The sequence below is a fragment of the Paenibacillus sp. 05T425 genome, from assembly GCF_056396205.1.
Window position 1 is genome coordinate 149,401 of record NZ_JBFTLA010000010.1, and the last position, 23,282, is coordinate 172,682.

Sequence of the window (23,282 nt, forward strand, 5' to 3'; positions counted from 1 at the left end):
GGGTGCGAGAGCAGTGGCAGTCAAATACGAATTTATTAAACAATGCAAGCAATCGGGAGCGCGTCTAGGACGCGTTCATACACCGCATGGCGTGATCGAGACACCGACTTTCATGCCTGTAGGCACGCAAGCGACAGTGAAGACGATGAGCCCTGAAGAACTTAAGGCAATGGATGCCCAAATCATCCTTAGCAACACCTATCATTTATTTCTGCGGCCTGGCCATGATCTCATTAAGCGTGCGGGCGGGCTGCATAAGTTCATGAACTGGGATCGTCCGATCCTGACGGATAGCGGCGGCTTCCAAGTATTCAGTCTAAGCGAAATGAGAAAGATCACAGAAGAGGGCGTTCATTTCCGTTCCCACTTGAATGGAGACAAGCTGTTCTTGTCACCGGAGGTGGCAATGGAAATTCAGAATGCGCTCGGTCCGGATATTATGATGGCATTCGATGAGTGCGCGCCGTATCCGGCTGAGTACGACTATGTGAAGCAGTCTCTTGAGCGGACGACTCGTTGGGCAGAGCGCTGCTTGAAGTCTCATGCAAGGCCGCATGATCAAGCGTTGTTCGCAATCGTTCAAGGCGGGATGTTCAATGATTTGCGCATTCAGAGCGCTAAGGATTTGACTTCCATGGATTTCCCGGGGTATGCTATTGGTGGACTAAGTGTAGGCGAGCCTAAGCATCTTATGTATGATGTTCTGGACCATACCGTTCCCATTCTGCCTGCCGACAAACCTCGTTACTTGATGGGCGTCGGTTCGCCTGATGCTTTGATAGAAGGGTCCATCCGCGGTATCGATATGTTCGACTGCGTTCTGCCGACCCGGATTGCCCGTAACGGGACAACGATGACAAGCACGGGAAGACTCGTCGTACGCAATGCAAAGTACGCAGAGGACTTTGGTCCGCTTGACCCGAATTGCTCTTGCTATACATGTACGAACTATTCGCGGGCTTACATACGGCACTTGCTTAAAGCAGACGAGACGTTTGGCATGAGGCTGACAACGTATCACAATTTGCACTTCTTATTGCAACTCATGAGGGACGTTCGCCAAGCGATAATGGATGACCGGCTGCTTGATTTCCGGGATGAATTCTTTACGCGGTACGGCCTGTTCGATAATGAGAAAGGGTTTTGAAAGGGGGGATTACGATGTGGCTAGCAGCAGATGCAGGTGGCGGTACTAATATTTTAGGAATGATTTGGCCGTTTCTTCTTATGTTTGCGGTATTTTATTTTCTTCTAATTCGTCCGCAACAGAAGAAGCAGAAACAACGTTCGTCCATGCTTAACCAAATCAAGAAGGGTGACAAAATCACTACGATTGGCGGTTTGCACGGAACGGTAGTAGAGTTGACTGACGATACGGTTATTATTCGCGTAAACGATACGACGAAGATGACGTTCGAGCGCAGCGCGGTTAATACAATCGTGAGCGCGGCTCCTACAGCAGCGGTTGACTTGGAGAAATAAGCTTATACATGTAAAGGAGTTGTCCTGCTAGGTTGCGTTAGCACCTGTCGGACAGCTCCTTTTTTAATTGGATTGTATCCGTTTGAATGGAGCTCGGAGACTGTCGTTTCATTATGGGCACTCCAGCCCTAAATCGAAGTACAAGACCTCTCTTGCAGATGTTGCGTTTGCCTGTATTTCATACAGGCTAAGCGGTCCTAATTGCCTGTAAAGTGACTTTTGAATGGAATTGATACAGCCAAAACCGGCCATTTAGCCCTCAGTAGACTTTTTCCGTCCATTTGACTGCACAAAATCCACTGAAACTCCGAAATCTTCTCGTTCCTATCCTTTTGACTGTATGAAATCCATTCAAAAAATCGAGCACATCTCTACTAGGCAGAATGAATCAACAGTCTTAATCGTCCAAGCTAATGAGGAGGGAGAGATGATATTGGTATTGGTTATTATGGGTCAAACGGATAGTAGGCAAGCTTCGGCGACTAACTGGGAGTAGTATGCGCTTATTTTCGCATATTAACGCCAATCATCCCTCCAAAAGCGCCTGCAAGCGCTGCCGCGCCAACAATAAGCGCACTGCGGAGCGTAATCGATGCATCAGATGCCAAGAAACTGATTATTAATACGATTAGACCGTATATTAGTCCTAATAAAGCTCCGTAGTACCAACCGCGCTTCTCCGTTCGTTTCCCTGTTGCGAAGCCGCCCGTCAAAGCTGATACAGCATGGACAATGAGCGCTCCCGATGGCAGATTCGCTTCCTTCATACTGGTGAAGTGCAGCAGAATCGACAAGAGCAATGCGCCAGCCGCCAGCCACAATATCGAAAAAACGATTCCCGCCGCTATCGGTGAAGAGATGACCATAGCTTTAGGACCTTGCTTGATCGAGTTCATCATTCGTTTCATCCCGCCTTTTCGTACGTATTATTAATCCTTATGGTCAAGCTTGATGGAATATTACGGCTTGTCATGTTTTATTCAAGTTGGAGGGGGCATTTGCTGTTGCCAATTATTCGTCTGTCGCCGCTCGTATGATGTCTGGAGGCGGAGGCTAGAATAGCTTTACGGACAACAACAACTGAACACAGTTGGCATAACATGTCGAGGAGGCGGATTCCAGTGGAGTTTTGGAGCCTGTTAGTCCGGACGGTTATTATTTATTTCGTTGTATTTCTCATCATGAGGTTCATGGGAAAACGCGAGATAGGCAAGTTATCGGTGCTTGATCTCGTTATTTCGGTTATGATTGCCGAGATTGCGGTCATTGTCATCGAGGATGTGGGACGGCCGATGTGGGACGGCATACTGCCGATGGTCGTGCTCATGCTTATTCAAGTGGGGAGCGCTATCGTTTCGATGAAAAATCGCAAGCTTAGGCTGCTGCTCGACGGAAAACCGAATGTCATTATCGACAAGGGTAAGATTAACAAGGATATTATGCGCAAGCAGCGCTATAACTTGGATGACCTTATGCTTCAATTGCGTGAAAATAAAATCAGCTCCGTAGCCGACGTTGAATTTGCGATCTTGGAGACGAGCGGCAAGCTGTCCGTCATTCCTAGGGAGAACACGGCTGCAGCGGATGAATTGAATGACGGCACCGACGAGGAGTCAACCGAGAGAAGTACGTCTTCTATCGCTATCGCGGAAGCGGATGAACAGAAGGTTAAGCCGGAATGGAGGAAAAACATCATTCCTCCTCATTATCGGTTCGAAATATTGCCGATACCGCTTATTATGGACGGCAAAGTGCAGGATGAAAATTTAAGCAAAATGGAAAAAACGAGATTTTGGCTCAAAAATGTGCTGCAGGAAGAAGGCGTAACCGACTTTAAGGACGTATTCTTCTGTACGATCKATCATCGCGGCAAACTATTCGTCGACACGCATAAGCGACGTCCGAACTAAGAGCAAAAGACAGCGTAGAGGCTACTCTATACGCTGTCTTTTTTTCATTATTTAAACCATCTTCGCAATAAGGGGATTCGAATCATGTCGTAACGGTCGATGAATTTCATCCAAATCATGAGCAGCAGGTAGACGATCGCGCTGGCTGCGCAAGCAATAATCAAATTGATCCATTCCGCCGAAAGCGGCTCTTGATTCATCGTAAAGCGCGCGGCGGCTCCCATGATGAACATCGCTGCAATCACTTTGACGAAGTCAAGAAGCTTCATTCGGAAGCCGATAAATCGAAGCACGCTAATCGCATGCAGCAGCGTAACGAGCACGATATTGACGTTGATCGCGATAAGCGCGCCGTAAATGCCGAACTTCGGATCGGACGCTAGCTGCACGATCAATACAAGCTTGACGGCTGCTCCAAAGAAGGTGTTGACTAGCGCCGTACCAGGCTTATCGAGCGCTTGGAGGGCAGCCTGAAGCGGTCCTTGCAAATAAATGAACAGCCCAATCGGTGCGATAAGCTGCAGCATAGGGGCAATATCTGCATTGTTGTATAGAATGCGGCAGATGGGTTCGGCAAATAATAACATGACGACTACGAAAGGCGCTCCGAAAACGAGGGACAGCCGCATCGATTGGTGAAGCCGCTTATGAATTAAAGCGCGATCCCCCTTGGCTGCAGCCTCCGACAGAGACGGGACAAGCGAGACGGAGAGCGAATAGGTGAGCGCGGTTGGCAGAAGCAGCAGCGGAATAATCATCCCTTGCAGCGCGCCGTACTGAGCGGTTGCAATACCCGTTGCAATGCCTGCTGCCGCCAAGCTCCTTGCGGTGAAGATCGATTCCAGCAAGTATGACAATGAACCGACGAGGCGGCTGCCTGTTACGGGAATCGAAAGGCTAAGCAGCCGCCGAAGCGCTGGTGTTGCCTTCGTATTCGCAGTCGATTTTTCAGCAAGACCGCTTTCCCTTTTGTCACGCATGTATCTCCATAGCAGCACGGTGAAACCGCCGATCTCCCCTACTACTGCGCCAAGCATAGCTCCAGCCGAGGCCCATTCCAATCCTCGCGGCAGCAGCAGATACGCGAAAGTGAGGGAGGCGATTATACGGATAACGGTCTCCGTAATTTGCGAGATCGCGCTTGGAAGCATATTTTGTTTGCCTTGAAAATAGCCGCGATAGACCGATGAAACGGCAATGATGAGCAGCATCGGCGTCATCGCGACGAATGTGCGGTACACACGCTCGTCAGGAAGCACATGGGTCGTAATCCAAGGGGCGAACAGCAATAGAAGGGCTGTCATGCCGATACCTAATGTTGTAACTAGCCCCATTGCAGCCTTGAATATTTGCTTCACCCGGGCGGAGTCGCCTTGGCTCTCGGCTTCGGCGATCCACTTCGCAACGGCCAGCGGAATGCCGCCTGTTATGATGGTGAGCATGACCGTTAAGAACGGATAGCTTAGTTGGTATAAGCCAACGCCTTCGGCCCCGATAATGCGAGGCAATGCGATTCGCGGCACAAATCCGAGCAAGCGATTGATGATGCCTGCCGCCAGCAGAATCATCGCTCCTTTGATAAACGTTTGCTTCGTCATAGTTCATTGCCTCTTCTCTTCCGTATAGGGATGGCCCGCTTATTTTCGGATCAATGATTAGACAGGCTGGTAGTATCATCTTTATGCGAAGCATGTCCGGTTCAATGTCAGTCATTTTTGTGAAATCGTGATTACAGGGCAGGAATATGTACAACGGGCATCGAATAATACATGTCAGTCCGCTTACAGAGGAACAGATTAGGGGAGGTGCGTCATGGCTATCGAAAGCGAAGAGCTCAGCGTAATGATCGAGGAGTTGTGCAACAGCAAGGCAGAAGAATTCAGACTGATCGGCTACGAGCATGTTACGGGCAAGGAAGTATGGGAGTGCGTAAATGCAAAGTATGTCAAGAAAGGGCAGCCTGAATTGCATCAACTCGTCAATGACATCTTATCGCTTAAGGTGACGCAGTTCATGAATTATATGACGCTCAGCGCGTTCAAAGGAACTCCATTCTAACGAAAGGAGTTCTTTTCTTTTTGACTCGTTTTTGCAGCGTCTGTATAATAGGAATATTGAGATCATAAGGAGGATTCAGACGTATGTTTGGGAAGAGAATATTTGCCTTCCTTGCGATCGTGGTGATTATGTTTGGCGTAATCGCTTGGACAAGCCCGTCGCTCGTGAAAAATGTTCGATTAGGCCTTGATTTGAAAGGCGGCTTCGAGGTTCTGTACGAGGCGGTTCCGCTTGAAGGCGGGGAAGCGGTTACACCTGAATCGCTGAAAGAGACGGCGAGAAGCCTGGAAGAACGTGCTGACGCGCTCGGTATCGCCGAGCCGGAGATTACGACTGAAGGCACGAACCGTATCCGCGTTAAGATTGCGGGAGTTACAACGGAGGAAGAAGTTAAAGAAGTGCTTGCAAAGCCGATTAACCTTACCTTCCGCGACCCTGATGGTAAAATCAGGCTGGACGGCAGCGACTTCGTTCCGGATGGCGCGGGCATCGGTTATGACGAGTTGAACCAGCCGTTCGTAACGATCAAGCTGAAGGATGCGAAGAAGTTCGAAGACCTTACAAGAGAATTGATCGGTAAAACGTTAGCGATATATCTTGACGAAGACCCATTGTCAGCACCTATGGTCAACAGTGCGATCCCAGGCGGATCTGCAACGATTACGGGCAATTACACAACAGATGAAGCGAAAGACTTGCGCGACAAAATCAATCTGGGCGCATTGCCGCTCCAGCTTAACGAAAAATATACGCAATCCGTAGGCGCGAAGCTTGGACAAGAGTCGCTTCAGGATACAGTTACAGCAGGCATTATCGGTACGGCCATTATCCTCGTGTTTCTCGTTATTTTGTTCCGGATTCCGGGCGTCGTTGCTGGTATTACGGTAATAACGTATACGTGGCTGTTAGTTGCCGTGTTTAACTTGATGAATGCGACGTTAACCTTGCCTGGTATAGCGGCCTTCGTTCTCGGAATAGGGATGGCCGTCGATGCGAATATCATTATGTACGAGCGGATCAAAGAAGAGATTCGAAGCGGCAAGAGCTTGCTGTCGTCGCTTAAAGCCGGTTCGAAAAACTCGTTCCGTACGATCATGGATGCGAACATTACGAATATTATCGCAAGCGCCGTGTTGTATTACATCGGCAACGGTGCGATTCGTGGCTTCGCGCTTACGATGATATTCAGTATTCTTGTAAGTATGCTTACGAATATTTTCTTGTCGCGTTTCCTTATTATGCTGTTAATTAAGAGCAATATGTTTACGAAACCAAGCTACTATGGCGTGAAGGAGGCTGAGATTCGTGAACTATAATACGAAGATTCGGTTCGATTTTATTAAGAATCGGAATAAGTTTTTTATATTCTCGATCGCGCTGACTGTATTGGGTATTTTATCGCTGCTCATCTTCAACCTGAACTTCGGGGTTGATTTCAAAGCGGGTACGAATATGGATATATCCGTTGGCAAGAGCACGACGCAAGCGGAAGCGAAAGCGGTAATCGAGCAGGCGGGTATTAAAGGCATTACGCCGACAGTCGGCGGTGCGGGCAACGAGCGTGTATCTGCAAGGTTCGACGAGGTGCTCTCGCAAGACAAGATTACGGAAATCAAGAAGCTGTTCACGGAGAAATACGGCGAGCACGTATCGGCGGAGGTTAACGTTGTATCGCCAGATATGGCACAAGAGCTAGGCATTAAGACGATCTGGGCGATACTGATCGCCAGCGTCGCGATTATGATTTATGTGATGATTCGTTTCGAGTGGCGCTTCGCGCTTGCGGCGAATATTGCGATCCTGTATGATGCATTCGTCGTTATCGCGCTATTCTCGATCTTCCGGCTGGAAGTCGATCTGCCGTTTATCGCGGCGGTGTTAACGACGATCGGTTACTCGATAAACGACAAAATCGTTATTTTCGACCGGATCAGGGAAAATCTTCGCTTCGGTCAATTCAAAAGCCGCGAGCAGCTTGCGGAGATGGTTAACGCGAGTATTTGGCAAACGATGGCACGGAACATTTATACGGTACTTGCCGTGTTAGTTGTAGCTCTCAGCTTGTTCATCTTCGGCAGCGAATCGATCAAACTGTTCGCCCTGGCGAAAATTATCGGTCTGACAAGCGGCGCTTATTCTTCGATCTGTATCGCGAGCCCGTTGTGGCTCATGTTCAAAGGCGATCCGAAGACGAAGAAAGCGGCCAAAGTTTCAACAACGCCATAATAAAGATACAAAGCAGCGGTTAGGTTTGCGCAAGCGAGCCTAGCCGCTCGCCTCGCTTACGAGGCTGCAGAAGGAATAAGTTAATGCTTACGAAGTAAGTTTTGCTTCGCAAAACTTTTTAGGAGGGTGCCATGTCAACCGCACAGCGATATGCACAAGCAGAGGCCGAAGGATGGTCCGGCTTATGGGGACACATGCTGCTTACAATTATAAAAGGCGTAGTCGGCTGGCTGTCGGGCAGCAAAGCGTTGCTTGCTGACGCATTCCGTTCGGCTGCCGAGGCTGCGGGAGCTTTTGCCGCGCTGTCAGGGCTGCGCGACAATCGTCTGCGTAAGGAAAATAAGAAGACGATAACGACGAATAAGCAAGTGTCCGGCTCGAGTACGGGAGCACGAATTTTAATGTCTGTTCTGCTGCTCATTATCGGTTTGGAGATTGGTATATCCGCCATCCGCGAATTAGTTGAGGGCGTTGTTGATGCGCCTCACTGGAGCGCCCTTGTGGCGATTGCTGCAGGCTGGCTTTTCAAAGAGTTGTTCTCAGCGCAGAAGGAGAGGCATTCCGGTCTATATTGCTCGCTCGCGGCCTTTATCGGCGCTGGTGCGGCAATGGCCGGTAAGGCGCTGGACATTTCTGCTCTTTATTATTTTGACCCGGCAGCGGCGCTCGTCATAGCCGTTATTGTCGTGTACAACGGCTTCCAATTGGTACAGGCAATCGCCCGGAAGGACGCCAAGCAAGAGGCTCATGAAGAAGATCCGGATGAGCTTATGCAGCTTATTCAACGGGTGGAAGGTGTTGTAACGGTTGAATCGTTGCGCGCTAGGGAACATGGACATTACGTTGTTGCTGACGTAGTCATTAGTGTCAATCCGCGTATTACCGTACTTGAAGGACAGGAAATAGCTAAGCGTGTAAAGCAACTGCTGATGAAACGATTTTTGCATCTGACTGATGTATCTATATATGTAGAGCCGTACGATCCAGGTTATCCGTACAAATCGAATCATGATCCGAATCAGGAGCAGGTGCCAACGCTGCTGCAATAATGGCTGTGAGCAGACAGCGGAAGGGGGAAGCTTTTAAAATGATCCATAGGAAGACAAGATGGGAGATCGCGCCATGGAGCGAGCAGGACGAACGCCAAGCCGGTCTTATAGCTCAGGCGCTTCGCGTACCGTCTCTTGTTGCGAGACTGCTTGTCCAGCGAGGCCATAACAGCCCCGAGGCGGCAACGCGCTTTATCAACGGAGGGGAAGAACATCTTCACGATCCGTATTTGCTTCTAGGCATGGATAAGGCGGTGGAGCGCATACGAGCTGCCGGAGCTGCCGGGGACAAAATTCGCATATACGGCGATTACGATGCCGACGGCGTCTCAAGCACATCGTTGCTTATCTATTTATTTCGTCATTTAGGCTATCATTTTGATTATTATATTCCGCATCGCGCATTGGAAGGGTACGGTATGAACCGCGCTGCAATCGCACTGGCGGCCGAGGAAGGCGTTAAGCTGATCGTTACGGTCGACACCGGCATAAGCGCTTATGAAGAGGTCGAATACGCGAAGGAGCTCGGTGTAGAAGTAGTAGTAACCGATCATCACGAGGCACCCGAGCGTATTCCGAACGCGTATGCGGTCGTTAATCCGAAGCAGCAGGGCTGCGGTTATCCGTTCAAAGGGCTTGCAGGCGTCGGCGTAGCGTTCAAGCTTGCTACGGCGCTATTGGAGCGCCCTCCGCTGGAATGGACCGATATTGTCAGCTTAGGCACGATTGCGGACTTAATGCCGCTAGTCGACGAGAATCGCATCTTCGTCAAATATGGCTTGGAGCGGATTCGCTCCGATGCGGGTGTCGGCTTCCGAGCGTTGTCTGAGGCTTGCGGCATTGAGCTTGATGTCATGACATCAACGTCTGTTGCCTTCGGTATCGCGCCGCGTATCAATGCGGCAGGACGCCTCGATCATGCGAAGCGGGCCGTTGAGCTCTTAACGACGACCGATTACGATACGGCTATATTAGCTGCATCGGGTCTCGACAGTTTAAACAAGGAACGCCAGCGTATTGTAGAATCAATGGTAAAGGATGCCGAGCTACAGTGGCTTGCGAAGTGTGCAGCGGCAGAAGACTCAGGCAAACCTTCGCCATCGGTCATTGTGCTTGCAGGGGAAGGCTGGAATGTCGGCGTAATCGGCATCGTAGCTTCGAAGCTGCTTGAACGGAATTATAAACCGGTGATCATACTCGGTATCGATGAACAGACAGGTATGTGCAAAGGGTCGGCCAGATCGATAGAAGGTTATGATCTGCACGCCGCTTTGACGGAATGCGAGCAATGGCTCGATCATTATGGCGGACATCAGGCCGCCGCCGGCATGAGCCTGCATCGTGATCATTTGGAAGCCTTCGAACAGAAGTTATGCGAGCTTGCACAGGCATGGCTAACCGAAGAGGACTGGATACCGAAGACGGCAGTCGATATTGTATGCAAGCTGGATGACGCATCGTTAGAAACAGTCACGCAGCTTGCTCAGCTTGAACCATTCGGGATGGGCAACCTTTCTCCGCGGCTGTTGTTCCAGTCGGTTGAGCTTGCAGAGAAACGAACGATAGGCAAAGAGTCGAAGCATCTAAAGCTGCTGCTTGGAAGCGGCAGAAAGCTGCTTGATGCCATTGGCTTCAGCATGGGGCCGATATCGGAAGGGTTGGATCCGGGCTGTTCGATCGATATCATTGGGGAACTATCGATCAATGAATGGAACGGCAGACGCAAGCCTCAGCTTCAACTCCAGGATCTTCATTACCAAGCCGGAGAGAGAAGGCAGCAGTTCCCTGAACGGGAGCAGTTTATTATCATATACCAACAGCTTAAGAAGCTCGGCAGCGCTCCGCTTGACGGCTTGATCGCTAAGCTTGCAAGCCAGCATAAAATGCCCCTAGAGACGATAGAGCTAATGCTCGATGTCTTCGAGGAGCTAGCTTTCATTGAACGGCGAGACGGCTTGATGAACGCGGCATTGTCTCCAAGCAAGCGGGACTTATCCACTTCAAAACGTTATACGGATGCGCGAGAAATTGCCATGTTGCAGAAAGCGTAGATTATGTTAGGATAGAACAGTGATACAAGGAATAGAAAGGGTTGACGGTTCGTGTCGAATACAGAATACAACTTTAAAGATTATATAAGGGTCATCCATGATTTCCCGCAGCCAGGCATTCGCTTCAAGGATATTACGACTTTGCTTAAGGATGGCGGCGCTTATCGCGCAGCGATTGAAGAAATGCGCAAAGCCGTTGCTGATATGAAGATCGACATTGTTGCAGGTCCTGAAGCGCGCGGCTTCGTGGTAGGAGCTCCGCTTGCGCTTGCGCTAGGCGTAGGCTTCGCCCCTATTCGCAAGAGCGGCAAGCTGCCAGGCGAGACGATTACGGCAAGCTACGACCTCGAGTACGGTAATGATCAGCTTGCTATGCATAAAGATTCGATTCAGCCGGGACAGCGCGTTCTGATTGCTGACGATTTGCTTGCGACGGGCGGAACAATTGCGACTTCAATCAACCTTATTCGTCAGCTTGGCGGAGAAGTTGTGGGAGCTGCGTTCTTGATCGAGCTTGCATACTTAACTGGACGCGAGAAGCTAGAAGGCATTGATGTATTCTCGCTTATGACCTATAACTAACGACCAATCCGCTGCCCGCAGCGGGATCAACCGCCACTTTCGCTGCCTTATGGACGCGGGAAGGGCGGTTTTTGCCAATATTAGAGGAAATTAGCAGTGGTAGCTGTTTACGCTGAACAGTTGACGCAATGCTGTAGTTACAGGCATAATATTAGAAAACTCGGAAAATGCATGGGCGGTCCTCATCTGCGATGCTTTCGATAGAATTACCGACATTATATTCACAGCATAAATTTCATCGCGAAACGAGCTTGTGCTGCCATTACAAATGGCTTCAGCTGTTTACGCTTTAAATTTATTGGTGAGTGAACCTCCGGTATCACCATCACAGCATAAATTTCATCGCGAAACGAGCTTGCGCTGCCATACGAATGGCTTCAGCCGTTTACGCTTGGAAAGGGAAGTTTCATGGGCATTGAGCAATTACTTGAGAAGGCATCCGCCTATATGAAAGAGCAAGACCTCATACGCATTCAGGAAGCCTATGATTTCGCGGAACAAGCCCATCACGGACAAGTTCGAAAATCGGGAGAGCCCTATATCCTTCATCCGGTTACGGTTGCAGATATCCTTGTGGATATGCAGATGGACGTGCTGTCGATTATCGCAGCGCTGCTTCATGACGTTGTAGAAGATACGACCGTTGATTTGCAGACCGTGCGCGCGAAATTTGGCGAAACCTGTGCGATGCTTGTCGACGGCCTTACGAAGCTGGAGAAAATCCGTTTCCAGTCGAAAGAAGAGCAGCAGAACGAAAATTATCGTAAAATGTTCGTCGCCATGGCGCAGGACATTCGCGTCATCTTGATTAAATTGGCGGATCGTCTTCATAATATGCGGACGCTTAAATTCCAGTCCGAGGAGGCGCAGCGGCGGATCGCTTACGAGACGCTCGAGATCTTCTGCCCAATCGCGCACCGGCTTGGTATTTCGGCGATCAAATGGGAAATGGAAGACATCGCTCTTCGTTATTTGAATCCGCAGCAATATTATCGCATCGCCAATTTGATGAAGAAGAAACGTGCTGAACGCGAGCAATTTATTGAGGACGTCATCTCAAGAATTACCGAGAAGCTCGATGAAATGGGTATTGAAGGCGATATTTCGGGCAGACCGAAGCATCTGTACAGCATTTACAAAAAAATGACCAGCCGCAATAAACAGTTCAACGAAATTTACGATTTGATGGCTATTCGGATCATCGTCGACAATATCAAGGACTGTTATGCGACGCTGGGCATCATTCATACGCTTTGGAAGCCGATGCCGGGCCGCTTCAAGGACTATATCGCTATGCCGAAGGCGAATATGTACCAATCGCTTCATACGACGGTCATCGGTCCTAACGGAGAGCCTACCGAAGTACAGATTCGTACATGGGAAATGCATCGGACGAGCGAATACGGTATCGCGGCGCATTGGGCTTACAAGGAAGGCTCGATTGTACCAGGCGGAAGCTTCGAAGATAAGATGACGTGGTTCCGTGAAATTTTGGAGCTTCAACACGAAGCGCGTGACGCATCCGAATTTATGGAATCGCTCAAAATGGACTTTTTCGCCGATTTATTATTCGTCTTTACGCCGAGCGGGGAAGTCATTGAGCTGCCTGCGGGCTCCGTTCCGCTCGACTTCGCCTACCGCATTCATACGGAAGTCGGAAACCGTACGATTGGCGCGAAAGTAAACGGAAGAATCGTACCGCTCGATCATAAGCTTAAGACTGGCGATATTGTCGAGATTCTGACCTCGAAGCATTCTTACGGACCGAGCCAGGATTGGGTGAAGATCGCTCAGTCTTCCCATGCAAGAAGCAAGATCAGGCAATGGTTCAAGAAGGAGAAGCGCGAGGAGAACGTGGCGAAGGGCCGCGATCTGCTGGAGCGTGAGCTGAAGCGCCTTGGACTTGAGCCGTCGGCGTGGCTGAGCGAGGATAAGCTGCAGGATGCAGCCGGCAAGTTCGCATTCAATGATATTGAGGATATGATGTCGGCCATCGGCTTTGGCGGCATAACGGCAGCGCAGATCTGCACGAAGCTGACGGAGAAGTTGCGCAAGGAAGCCGAAGAAGCGAATCTRATCGAGCTGACAAGCGAGCCGAAGGAGCTTAAGTCTCCGGGTGCGAAGAAACCTCGCCCTAACCACGGCGTTACCGTGAAAGGTATCGATAACCTGCTCGTTCGTTACGCACGCTGCTGCAATCCTGTTCCAGGTGACGCGATTGTCGGTTATATAACGCGCGGGCGCGGCGTATCCGTTCACCGCATGGACTGCCAGAACATCCCGTTCGGCATGGACGGCGAAGAAGCGGAACGCGTGATCGAGGTCGAGTGGGAAGAATCGACAGACGCCAATTACAGCGTTGACATCGAGATCACCGGTCATGACCGCCGAGGTCTGCTGAACGAGGTACTGCAGGCGGTATCCGAGAGCAAGACGAATATATCCGCCGTGACAGGACGTTCGGTCAAAAACAAAATGTCGCTCATCCATATAACGGTGCTCATCCGCAACATCGATCATCTCTCATCCGTGGTCGAGCGCATTAAGCGAGTGCAGGACATCTATTCCGTTCAACGGACGATGCAATAAACGAAGGAGCGTCAGCATACATGCTTGTGTGCTGGCGTTTTACATATTGGGGGATTAGTGAAGTGAGAGTCGTCGTACAACGAAGCAAGGAAGCGAAGGTAGTTATTGATGGCGAGACTGTAGGAGCAATCGACTTTGGTCTCGTGCTGCTGATAGGCATTACGCACGAGGATACGATTGACGATGTGAAATGGATGGCTGACAAAGTGGCAGGATTGCGTATTTTCGAGGACGAGTCGGGTAAAATGAATCTTGCCGTAACCGATATCTGCGGACAGTTGCTATCAGTATCGCAGTTCACACTGTATGGGGATTGCCGGAAGGGGCGGCGTCCGAACTTTATGGCGGCAGCTAGACCGGAGCAAGCGGAGCCGCTGTATGATGCGTTCAACGCTGCGTTGCGTGAACGCGGGCTTAAGGTCGAGACTGGACGTTTCGGCGCGATGATGAATGTGGAGCTAGTTAATTCCGGGCCGGTGACGCTTATTTTGGAGAGCGGCGCTTAAAGGGTGCAGGAGCGGGCAACAATAAGCATAATACGGCGGCTTGCCGAAGGCGGGCGGCTTTAAAATGCGAATTGGAGGACGATACCGCTTATGCATCAATCACGCAAGGAACAAGGGATAGAGCGCGCGATGAGAAGGCTGCTTCATCCGGATCGACGGGAAGCGAGAGCGATGGCCGAGCTGGAAGAGGATGTGGAGGCGGCCGAGGAGTGGGCAGGATTTCCCCAGCATCCGAGGCGCGACAACCCTTAGTTTCGATGAAACAGTGAGGCTGGCTCACTTAAAGATGAGGGTAATTTCGCTGAATTACACAAATGACGATTACTTGATCGATTTAGTGAGGTAAATCTCATAACCATGAAGCTAGGTTCACGGGAAGTAAGGTTTACCTCACTGTTTGTACGTGAAACGGAGCAGGCGGTCGATTTGAATGAGGATGGCAGCAGTAATAGTGAGATTTGCCTCACTTCTAGATGGTTTAGACAAGGCATAGATTGCAGTGGCAAAGGTTCGTCGTAAAAACGCTTACGAATTTGTAATATTACTGTAATCAATCTCTAACTTTTTCTTAACACTGCTGTCCTATAATAAACCTCGACCCCCTTTTTTAAAATATATTTTACTTTTGGACCTACAACTCGTTTGTAGGTTTTTTTCTTTGTATGGGCAGCATAGATAAGAGCCGCTTGACTTTACACGTCGCGACAGGTAAAATAAGTCCTCAGTATAACTAAATTGGATTTGTTGATGGGAAAAAGTAATTCTTCTCGTATACCCAGAGAGGGGCGCCACTTGGCTGCAAGCGTCCTTATAACGATTGAATGAACAGACCTCCCGGAGAACAGACAGTGAACCTCGTAGTGCGCAAGCTATCAAGCTTGTTCTTACGTAGAAGTAGCTGGCTGCGGCTAACGGACGTTAACCGTTTTGAAGCGAGTCACCTTCCAATAGGAAGCGGCTCGGAATGTGGGTGGTACCACGGGAGATACACTCTCGTCCCTTTCGGCGCAAGCCGTTAGGGCGGGAGTTTTTTTGTGTTCAAATGAGAAAGCAAATGACTAACAATGGCAGGGGGCTTTACGATGGCATTTCAAAAATCTCCGGGAACGCAGGATATTTTGCCGGGCGTGGTGGAGAAATGGCAGTACGCGGAGCAGAAGGCCCGCGATATTTGCCGCCGGTATAATTTTCGCGAAATAAGAACGCCGATCTTCGAATCGACGGAGCTGTTCCAGCGTGGTGTCGGCGAGACGACGGATATCGTGGAGAAAGAGATGTACACGTTCACCGATCGCGGCAACAGAAGCGTCACGCTGCGCCCGGAAGGAACGGCGGGCGTTGTCCGCTCCTACGTGGAGAATAAGCTGTATGGCGAGCCGGACGTAACGAAGCTCTATTATGTGGGGCCGATGTTCCGATACGAACGTCAGCAAGCGGGGCGTTACCGCCAGTTTCATCAATTCGGCATCGAGGCGCTCGGGTCGGTAGATCCGGCGATTGATGCAGAGGTAATTGCGCTCGGCTACACGTTCTACACCGAGGTCGGCCTGAAAGGCGTCCGCGTCGAGATCAACTCGGTCGGTACGCCAGCCGTTAGAGCGGTGTTCCGCGAGCGTCTGCTTGCTTTCCTAGAGCCGAAGCGGGAACTGCTTTGCAAGGACTGCCAGTCGCGCATGGATCGTAATCCGCTCCGCGTGCTTGACTGCAAAGTCGATCAACAGCACTTCACGGACGCGCCGTCGATTCTGGACAGCTTGGACGAGGAATGCAGCAACCACTTTGACAAAGTAAAAATGTATCTTAGCGACATGGGCATCCCGTTCGAGATTAATCACAGGCTCGTCCGCGGTCTCGATTATTACACGCATACCGCTTTCGAATACAAGGCGGAAGGCATTGGCGCGATCGATACGATCGGCGGCGGCGGCCGATATAACGGTCTTGTCGCAGAGATCGGCGGTCCCGATCAACCGGGCGTCGGCCTCGGTCTTGGACTTGAGCGGACGATCATGCTGCTTGAGCATCAGGCAACCGAGCTGCCTGCGCTGAATGAGGTGGATGTATATCTCGTAGCGTTAGGAGAAGCGTCCGAGCGTGAGGTAACGAAGCTTGTCTATCAATTGCGGCAGCGCGGCGTACGCGCAGAGCGCGATTACCTCGGCCGCAAGATGAAGGCGCAGATGAAGTCCGCCGACCGTCTGCAAGCGAAGTTTACAGCTATCCTTGGCGACGACGAGCTTGCACGCGGCGAGATTGCGCTGAAGGATATGGCCAAAGGCGAGCAGCGCCAAGTCGCGCTGGATAAGCTTGCCGAAGAGATATTGGGTTCAAGCAACAGTTAAATAGATGAACGATGGAATGAATTTATCACCCATTAGAAGAGGAGCATGAACATTATGACTATGATGTTAAAAACGCATAACTGCGGCAGCTTGACGAAAGCCGACGTAGGGCAATCGGTAATCTTGAACGGCTGGGTACAACGTCGTCGCGACCTTGGCGGCGTATTATTTATCGATCTTCGCGACCGTACGGGTATCGTTCAAACGGTATTCAACCCTGATTTCTCCGGTGACGCGCTCGCTATTGCCGACCGTGCCCGCAACGAATTCGTACTTGCCGTAGAAGGCAAAGTCGTAGAACGCGATCCAGAAACGTACAACGCGAACCTGGCAACAGGCGAGATTGAGATCCGCGTAACGAAAATCGAAGTATTGAACGCAGCCAAGACTCCTCCGTTCCCAATCGAGGATGGCGTTGAAGTAGACGAATCGCTTCGTCTGAAATACCGTTACCTGGACCTGCGTCGTCCGGAAATGCAAAAAACATTGCTGCTTCGCTCGAAATCGGCTAAGATTTTCCGCGATTTCCTTGACGGAGAAGGCTTCATAGACATTGAAACGCCAATCCTGACGAAGAGCACGCCGGAAGGCGCTCGCGATTACTTGGTACCAAGCCGTGTGCATGAAGGTGAGTTTTTCGCGCTTCCGCAATCGCCGCAAATTTTCAAGCAATTGCTGATGGTCGGCGGCATTGAGCGCTACTACCAAATCGCACGCTGCTTCCGAGATGAGGACCTTCGCGCTGACCGTCAACCGGAATTCACGCAAGTCGACATCGAGACGTCGTTCCTGTCGCAGGATCAATTGCTAGCTCTTATGGAACAGCTTGCTGCTAAGCTGCTTCGCGAGACGATTGGCGTCGAGCTGGCGCATCCGTTCCAACGCATCACTTACGCGGACGCGATGAACAAATACGGCTCCGACAAGCCGGATCTTCGTTTCGGCCTGGAAATCCAAGACATTACCGACATCGTATCGACGAGCGAAGTGAAAGTGTTCGCAAGCGTTGCTGCTGGCGGCGGCGTTGTCAAAGCTTTGAACGCGAAAGGCTGCGCGAGCTGGAGCCGCAAGGAGCTAGACGACCTGCAACCGTTCGCGGCACGCTACGGCGGCAAAGGTCTTGCTTGGATCACGGTGAAGGACGGCGAGTGGCGCGGTCCGATCGTGAAGTTCTTGAAGCCTGAAGAAATTGCAGCTTTGACAGAGCGTCTTCAAGTTGAAGAAGGAGACTTGCTTACCTTCTCCGCCGACAAGAAAAAAGTCGTTGCCGACGTGCTTGGCAACCTGCGCCTGAAGCTAGGCCGCGACCTCGGTCTGATCGACGAGTCGCAATTCAAATTCGCATGGGTCGTTGACTTCCCGCTGCTTGGCTATGATGAGGAAGCGAAACGTTATGTTGCAGAACATCACCCGTTCACGCGTCCGAACGAAGATGACCTTCATTTCTTCGATACCGATCCAGGACAAATCCGCGCGCAAGCGTATGACCTTGTTCTGAACGGCTACGAAGTAGGCGGCGGTTCGATGCGTATCTACAAACGCGAAGTACAAGAGCAAATGTTCAAAGCGCTTGGTTTCACAATGGAAGAAGCGCAAGAGAAATTCGGCTTCTTGCTTGATGCTTTCGAGTACGGAACGCCTCCGCACGGCGGCATCGCCTTCGGCTTCGACCGTCTCATCATGCTGCTTGCCGGACGCACGAACCTGCGTGAAACGATTGCCTTCCCTAAGACGGCAAGCGCAACGGATCTGCTCTGCGATGCGCCTTCCGAGGTGGAATTGTCGCAGCTTGAGCAGCTTCATATCCGTACCGTGCTTAAGCCTAAGCCGGTTGCGGCAGCTGCCGGAGCGGCCAAGGAACAAGGCGAATAATAGACGAAGATTAGCAAAGGAGGCGGCAGCTGAATGCTTCATCAATTTTCACGTACGGAGCTGGCTATAGGGCCTGAAGGACTCGAGCTGATGAAGGGGAGCACGGTTGCCGTGCTCGGCATCGGCGGCGTCGGCTCGATCGCGGCGGAGGCGCTGGCTCGTACCGGCGTCGGCCGCATTATTCTGATCGACAAGGACGTTGTCGATATTACGAATATTAATCGGCAGATTCATGCGCTGACGACGACGGTCGGAGAGCCTAAGGCCGATCTGATGCGCGACCGCATTAAGCTTATTAATCCGGAATGCGAGGCGATCTCGCTGCGGATGTTTTATACGGAAGAGACATATGAGCAGCTGTTTGCTTATCCGCTCGATTACGTGGTTGACGCTTCGGATACGATTTCGTACAAAATCCACTTGATCAAGCAATGCCTGGAACGGAAGATTCCGATCATCTCCAGCATGGGCGCTGCGAACAAAATGGATCCGACGAAGTTCCAAGTCGTCGACATCTCCAAGACGCATACCGATCCGATAGCGCGCGTCGTTCGCACGAAGCTGCGCAAGGACGGCATCAAGAAGGGCGTTAAGGTCGTATTCTCGTCCGAGCTGCCGAATAAGCCTCGTGAAGATGTTACGCAGCGAATCGTGCCGGAGAACGCGCCGGAAATTCGCAAAGCGCAGCAGCCGCCGGCAAGCAACGCTTTCGTTCCGCCAGTCGCGGGACTTATTATGGTGAGCGTTGTGGTCAAGGATATGTTGGAGGCCGGAGGCATCAAGGTATGAATGCGGAGCTCGTCAAGAAGCTGCGCTTAAGCGCCGAGATGGCAGTGCTCGTCATTCAGCCGCCCGATAGCAGCTATTTGACGGAGCTTGGCTTATCCGAGCTGGCTGTGGAGGCTGAGGCAGGCGAAGGGCATTACGATTACGTACTGCTGTTCGCCAGATCACTTGCCGATCTGGAGGCCAAGGGTCCGGCCGCGATTCGCTCGCTTAAGGAAGACGGCATGCTTTGGATCGCTTATCCAAAGGGGACGTCCATGATTAAGACCGATCTGAATCGGGATACGGGCTGGAAGCTCATGCAGACGATGGGGATGGAAGGCGTGGCGATGATCTCGATGGACGATACGTGGTCCGTCATGCGCTATCGCTCCGCATCTGCTGTCAAGAAGAAGCCGGCGAGCTTGAAGAAGGCTGCTTCCGCATCCGTGGCAGCGGTACAATCCTCCTCTGTCGCGGCGGAGACAGTAATCCCTGAGGATGTAGTCGCAGCGTTCGGCCAGTCGCCGGCAGCCCAGCAGTTCTTCGGAACGCTGACCGCTGCTATGCGCCGCGATTACGTTAACTGGGTAACAGAAGCGAAGCGCGAGGATACGCGTACGAAGCGGATTGCGTCGATGGTCGAGAAGTTAGAGCACGGCCTGAAGCGTCCGACGGACAAGCTATAAATTGGGAAAGGACCATGACTTGAGCGGCTTAGCGCCGCTTCGGTCATGGTCCTTTTTTTTTTGTTGGGCTGTTACATGACAAACATCCACCTCTGTAACGGCATATGTGCTCATTGATGAGGCAATAAATATAACTGCAAAATACGGAATAGACTGTTGACCGCAACGCTGGCGAACAAATGTGCTTGTATGCTATGATCGAGTTAACAGATTAACAGGTGGAGAAGGTAGAGGGACAGCATGGACTTATTTTCATACCAAGAGGAAGAAGCGCCGAGGGCAAGGCTGCTGGCTGATCGAATGCGTCCGCAGACGCTGGATGAATATATTGGACAAGAGCATATTGTGGGAACGGGCAAGCTGCTTCGCAGGGCGATAGAGGGCGACCAAGTGTCATCGATCCTTTTATACGGTCCGCCGGGATGCGGCAAGACGACGCTGGCTCATATTATATCGCTGAAGACGGCAGGAGATTTCGTTAAGCTGAACGCGGTCGATGCGTCGGTGAAGGATGTGCGGGAGGTTATCGACCGTGCCCGCGTGAGCAAATCGATGTACGGCAAGAAGACGATCCTGTTTCTGGACGAGGTCCATCGGTTCAATACATCGCGTCAGGATGCGCTGCTGCCTGCTGTGGAGCAGGGCATTATTATTTTCATAGGGGCGACGACGGAAAATCCGTTCCATCATGTGAACGGCGCTTTGCTGTCGCGCTCAACGCTGTTTCAATTGGAGCCGCTGGGCGAGGAGCATGCGTACGAGGCGATGCGCCGGGCGCTCGTGGATCGCGAGCGCGGCCTCGGCTTCATGACGCTGCATGCCGACGAGGAGGCGCTGCAGCATATCGCGTCGATGGCCGGCGGCGATATTCGCCGAGCGCTCAATGCGCTTGAGCTGGCGGCGGTGACGACGCCTTCCGAGCCCGACGGCTCGGTGCGCATTACGCTGGAGGTTGCGCAGGAGTCGGTACGCAAGCCGTCCATTCGTGCCGACATGTCCACGCAGTATGACGTACTGTCGGCGTTTCACAAGAGCGTGCGAGGTTCTAGCGACGCCGCGCTGTTCTGGTTCTTGTACGCGGTAGAGAAGCTGGGCATGGACCCGATGACGTTCATTCGGCGGCTTATCGTCGCGTGCAGCGAAGACATTGGACTTGCCAACCCGCAGGCGATGATCCAGGCAGTGACGGCGATGGACGCCTATCACAAGATCGGCTGGCCGGAGGCGAAGTACAATATCTCGCAGGCGATTTTATTCGCGGTCGAGAGTCCGAAGTCGAACGCCACAGCGATCGCCATCGGCAATGCAACGGCAGCAATCGAACGGGCGGGAAATGCCGAAGTGCCGCTGCATCTGCGCGATACGCATTATAAGGGTGCACAGCAGCTCGGGCATGAAGGGTACAAGTATCCGCATGATTACCCGAACCATTACGTGAAGCAGCAGTATTTGCCCGACGTTTTGCACGGAGCTGCTTTCTATAAAGCTACAGACCAAGGCACGGAAAACAAAATACAGCAAAACCAGAATCATCGAAAATCGTCGCATTAAAATTTTGGAAATTCCGATTGACGCTGGAAATGTTATATGATACCATTTAAAGCATACTAATCCACTAGGAATAAACGGTATACCGGTTAACCGGAGACCCTATCTAATCAGATAGCGCGTCTTCGGTTTTTTTATTTTATTATCGCAATAGAACGAGGAGGCAGACCAATGAGCAAGGCAAACAGGCAAATCAAGCTAGGCGCTTTCTTAATGACGCCCGGCCATCATGTAGCGGCGTGGAGATATCCGGATACGGAAGCTTCGGAAGTGTTGAATTTCAAGTTTTACAAAAAGCTGGCCCAAATCGCGGAGCAAGGCAAATTCGACTTGTTATTTCTCGCTGACGGTTATGCGGTATCTGAAACGTATCCAGAAGCGGTTACTCAGACGGTTACGGTGCGGCCGGAACCGATTACGCTGTTGTCCGCGTTATCCTCGGTAACCGAGCATGTCGGACTTGTCGGGACGGTATCAACCACATACAATGAGCCGTTTCACGTAGCCCGCAAATTCGCTTCGCTCGATCATCTTAGCGATGGCCGGGCAGCCTGGAATGTGGTTACCTCGGGAAATCCAGCCGAAGCGAAAAACTTCAACAAGGATGACCATTTGCTCCATTCGCTTCGTTACGAGCGCGCGCAAGAGTTTCTTGATGTGGTGAAGGGCTTGTGGGACAGCTGGGAAGACGATGCTTTCGTCTATGACAAGGATAACGCGGTATTCGCCGATAGAAGCAAGCTGCATACGCTTCACCATAAAGGGGAGTGGTTCTCCGTTCGCGGTCCGCTCAACGTGGCCAGACCCGTACAAGGGTATCCGGTCATTGTGCAAGCAGGCGCTTCCGAGCCAGGCAAGGAGATTGCGGCAAGAACGGCAGAGGTTATCTTTACCGCCTGGCAAACGCTAGAAGAGGCGCAAGCATTCTATTCGGATGTGAAGGGACGGTTACGCAAATACGGTCGTTCGCCGGATGAACTGCTCATCATGCCGGGGGTATTCCCGATCATTGGACGTACGGAAGAAGAAGCGAAAGAGAAGAAAGCCCAATTGGAGCAACTGATTCCTTTGGAGGCCGGGGTAAGCTTGCTCTCCAATCTGATTAGCGTGGATCTAAGCCCGTATCCTGTTGACGGCCCGTTGCCGGATCTTCCCGAGCTCGAGCAAATTAACGGGGGGAAAAGCCGCTTCACGCTGCTGAAGGATTTGGCGGAACGAGAGGGCTTAACGATTCGGCAATTGTATCAACGAATCGCGGGAGCTAGAGGACATCGCGAGATTCTTGGCACGCCTGTCCAGATTGCCGATCAATTGGAGGAATGGTTCGTTAACGGCGCTGCAGACGGCTTTAATGTTATGCCTCCTTATTTGCCGGGCGGCTTAGAGGATTTCACCCGGCTCGTTGTACCTGAGCTGCAGCGCAGAGGGTTATTCCGTACCGAATACGAAGGAACGACGTTAAGGGGCAATTTAGGACTCAAAAGACCTCCGCACCCCGCTGTTGTTCAATCATCATTCGAGAGCACAATCGAAACCGACCGGTCAACCGGAGGTCTTGTCTCCCCTAATAAGGCAGATGAGGCCTCTTTTCATTCCGTGAAGAGGTAGGAGGA

The 23,282-nt window shown here is 51.4% G+C and carries 20 protein-coding genes; 18 read left to right on the top strand and 2 right to left on the bottom strand.

Annotated elements, in window-relative coordinates:
- The first annotated feature begins 13 nt into the window (after positions 1–13).
- Both tgt and yajC read left to right on the top strand, forming a co-directional pair.
- On the top strand, positions 14–1,147 hold the full coding sequence (gene tgt, locus AC1DF0_RS22570) for a tRNA guanosine(34) transglycosylase Tgt (protein ID WP_442048933.1): 1,134 nt from the start codon (positions 14–16) through the stop codon (positions 1,145–1,147).
- Between the two features lie 14 nt (positions 1,148–1,161).
- A complete protein-coding gene (yajC, locus tag AC1DF0_RS22575) occupies positions 1,162–1,482 on the top strand; it encodes a preprotein translocase subunit YajC (RefSeq protein WP_337099513.1) in 321 nt (106 codons plus the stop codon).
- A 503-nt stretch (positions 1,483–1,985) separates the two neighbouring features.
- Here the strand turns inward: yajC and AC1DF0_RS22580 are convergent.
- Positions 1,986–2,381, bottom strand: coding sequence for a TIGR04086 family membrane protein (locus AC1DF0_RS22580; RefSeq protein ID WP_442048934.1), 396 nt, complete (start codon positions 2,379–2,381; stop codon positions 1,986–1,988).
- Positions 2,382–2,603: 222 nt separating this feature from the next.
- Between AC1DF0_RS22580 and AC1DF0_RS22585 the strand changes: the two genes are divergently transcribed.
- Positions 2,604–3,392, top strand: coding sequence for a YetF domain-containing protein (locus AC1DF0_RS22585; RefSeq protein ID WP_477575383.1), 789 nt, complete (start codon positions 2,604–2,606; stop codon positions 3,390–3,392).
- Positions 3,393–3,439: 47 nt separating this feature from the next.
- Here the strand turns inward: AC1DF0_RS22585 and spoVB are convergent, their stop codons facing one another.
- Complete coding sequence (gene spoVB / locus AC1DF0_RS22590; protein ID WP_442048936.1) at positions 3,440–4,990, bottom strand: stage V sporulation protein B; 1,551 nt, start codon at positions 4,988–4,990, stop codon at positions 3,440–3,442.
- A gap of 214 nt (positions 4,991–5,204) precedes the next feature.
- On the opposite strand from spoVB, the gene AC1DF0_RS22595 reads away from it, so the two are divergent.
- The 15 genes from AC1DF0_RS22595 to AC1DF0_RS22665 all read left to right on the top strand — a co-directional run bounded on the left by AC1DF0_RS22595 (position 5,205) and on the right by AC1DF0_RS22665 (position 23,277).
- Positions 5,205–5,450, top strand: a complete 246-nt coding sequence (locus tag AC1DF0_RS22595) for a post-transcriptional regulator (RefSeq protein WP_442048937.1) — start codon at positions 5,205–5,207, stop codon at positions 5,448–5,450.
- An 83-nt stretch (positions 5,451–5,533) separates the two neighbouring features.
- Complete coding sequence (gene secD, locus AC1DF0_RS22600; RefSeq protein WP_477575384.1) at positions 5,534–6,766, top strand: protein translocase subunit SecD; 1,233 nt, start codon at positions 5,534–5,536, stop codon at positions 6,764–6,766.
- Entirely contained in the window at positions 6,756–7,676 is a 921-nt protein-coding gene (gene secF / locus AC1DF0_RS22605) for a protein translocase subunit SecF (RefSeq protein ID WP_477575385.1), read from the top strand. Before secD ends, secF begins: the two co-directional genes overlap by 11 nt.
- 131 nt (positions 7,677–7,807) lie before the next feature.
- Positions 7,808–8,725 (top strand): cation diffusion facilitator family transporter, encoded by a 918-nt coding sequence (locus AC1DF0_RS22610; protein WP_442048940.1) that lies wholly within the window; start codon positions 7,808–7,810, stop codon positions 8,723–8,725.
- 38 nt (positions 8,726–8,763) lie between these two features.
- Complete coding sequence (recJ, locus tag AC1DF0_RS22615) at positions 8,764–10,776, top strand: single-stranded-DNA-specific exonuclease RecJ (protein WP_477575386.1); 2,013 nt, start codon at positions 8,764–8,766, stop codon at positions 10,774–10,776.
- A 51-nt stretch (positions 10,777–10,827) separates the two neighbouring features.
- On the top strand, positions 10,828–11,358 hold the full coding sequence (locus AC1DF0_RS22620; RefSeq protein ID WP_477575387.1) for an adenine phosphoribosyltransferase: 531 nt from the start codon (positions 10,828–10,830) through the stop codon (positions 11,356–11,358).
- 408 nt (positions 11,359–11,766) lie between these two features.
- A complete protein-coding gene (locus AC1DF0_RS22625; protein ID WP_477575388.1) occupies positions 11,767–13,947 on the top strand; it encodes a RelA/SpoT family protein in 2,181 nt (726 codons plus the stop codon).
- Between the two features lie 62 nt (positions 13,948–14,009).
- Positions 14,010–14,453 carry a D-aminoacyl-tRNA deacylase gene (gene dtd / locus AC1DF0_RS22630; protein WP_477575389.1) on the top strand — a complete coding sequence of 148 codons (444 nt, stop codon included), beginning with the start codon at positions 14,010–14,012 and terminating at the stop codon, positions 14,451–14,453.
- A gap of 90 nt (positions 14,454–14,543) precedes the next feature.
- Positions 14,544–14,705, top strand: a complete 162-nt coding sequence (locus AC1DF0_RS22635; protein ID WP_337099501.1) for a hypothetical protein — start codon at positions 14,544–14,546, stop codon at positions 14,703–14,705.
- 830 nt (positions 14,706–15,535) lie between these two features.
- Complete coding sequence (gene hisS, locus AC1DF0_RS22640) at positions 15,536–16,795, top strand: histidine--tRNA ligase (protein ID WP_442048944.1); 1,260 nt, start codon at positions 15,536–15,538, stop codon at positions 16,793–16,795.
- A gap of 60 nt (positions 16,796–16,855) precedes the next feature.
- Positions 16,856–18,667: an aspartate--tRNA ligase gene (gene aspS, locus AC1DF0_RS22645; RefSeq protein WP_477575457.1), complete on the top strand. Its 1,812-nt coding sequence runs from the start codon at positions 16,856–16,858 to the stop codon at positions 18,665–18,667.
- 33 nt (positions 18,668–18,700) lie between these two features.
- Positions 18,701–19,456, top strand: a complete 756-nt coding sequence (locus AC1DF0_RS22650) for a tRNA threonylcarbamoyladenosine dehydratase (RefSeq protein WP_442048945.1) — start codon at positions 18,701–18,703, stop codon at positions 19,454–19,456.
- Positions 19,453–20,121 (top strand): YdeI/OmpD-associated family protein, encoded by a 669-nt coding sequence (locus AC1DF0_RS22655; protein WP_442048946.1) that lies wholly within the window; start codon positions 19,453–19,455, stop codon positions 20,119–20,121. Before AC1DF0_RS22650 ends, AC1DF0_RS22655 begins: the two co-directional genes overlap by 4 nt.
- Before the next feature lie 240 nt (positions 20,122–20,361).
- Positions 20,362–21,672: a replication-associated recombination protein A gene (locus AC1DF0_RS22660; RefSeq protein WP_477575390.1), complete on the top strand. Its 1,311-nt coding sequence runs from the start codon at positions 20,362–20,364 to the stop codon at positions 21,670–21,672.
- Between the two features lie 168 nt (positions 21,673–21,840).
- Positions 21,841–23,277: an LLM class flavin-dependent oxidoreductase gene (locus AC1DF0_RS22665; RefSeq protein WP_442048948.1), complete on the top strand. Its 1,437-nt coding sequence runs from the start codon at positions 21,841–21,843 to the stop codon at positions 23,275–23,277.
- Positions 23,278–23,282: the final 5 nt, after the last annotated feature.

Excerpts from the sequence above, each read along its gene's own strand:
- yajC (WP_337099513.1), top strand. The coding sequence starts at position 1,162 with ATGTGGCTAGCAGCAGATGCAGGTGGCGGTACTAATATTTTAGGAATG.
- AC1DF0_RS22580 (WP_442048934.1), bottom strand. The coding sequence starts at position 2,381 with ATGATGAACTCGATCAAGCAAGGTCCTAAAGCTATGGTCATCTCTTCA.
- spoVB (WP_442048936.1), bottom strand. The coding sequence starts at position 4,990 with ATGACGAAGCAAACGTTTATCAAAGGAGCGATGATTCTGCTGGCGGCA.
- AC1DF0_RS22595 (WP_442048937.1), top strand. The coding sequence starts at position 5,205 with ATGGCTATCGAAAGCGAAGAGCTCAGCGTAATGATCGAGGAGTTGTGC.
- secD (WP_477575384.1), top strand. The coding sequence starts at position 5,534 with ATGTTTGGGAAGAGAATATTTGCCTTCCTTGCGATCGTGGTGATTATG.
- AC1DF0_RS22610 (WP_442048940.1), top strand. The coding sequence starts at position 7,808 with ATGTCAACCGCACAGCGATATGCACAAGCAGAGGCCGAAGGATGGTCC.
- recJ (WP_477575386.1), top strand. The coding sequence starts at position 8,764 with ATGATCCATAGGAAGACAAGATGGGAGATCGCGCCATGGAGCGAGCAG.
- AC1DF0_RS22635 (WP_337099501.1), top strand. The coding sequence starts at position 14,544 with ATGCATCAATCACGCAAGGAACAAGGGATAGAGCGCGCGATGAGAAGG.
- hisS (WP_442048944.1), top strand. The coding sequence starts at position 15,536 with ATGGCATTTCAAAAATCTCCGGGAACGCAGGATATTTTGCCGGGCGTG.
- aspS (WP_477575457.1), top strand. The coding sequence starts at position 16,856 with ATGATGTTAAAAACGCATAACTGCGGCAGCTTGACGAAAGCCGACGTA.
- AC1DF0_RS22650 (WP_442048945.1), top strand. The coding sequence starts at position 18,701 with ATGCTTCATCAATTTTCACGTACGGAGCTGGCTATAGGGCCTGAAGGA.
- AC1DF0_RS22655 (WP_442048946.1), top strand. The coding sequence starts at position 19,453 with ATGAATGCGGAGCTCGTCAAGAAGCTGCGCTTAAGCGCCGAGATGGCA.
- AC1DF0_RS22660 (WP_477575390.1), top strand. The coding sequence starts at position 20,362 with ATGGACTTATTTTCATACCAAGAGGAAGAAGCGCCGAGGGCAAGGCTG.
- AC1DF0_RS22665 (WP_442048948.1), top strand. The coding sequence starts at position 21,841 with ATGAGCAAGGCAAACAGGCAAATCAAGCTAGGCGCTTTCTTAATGACG.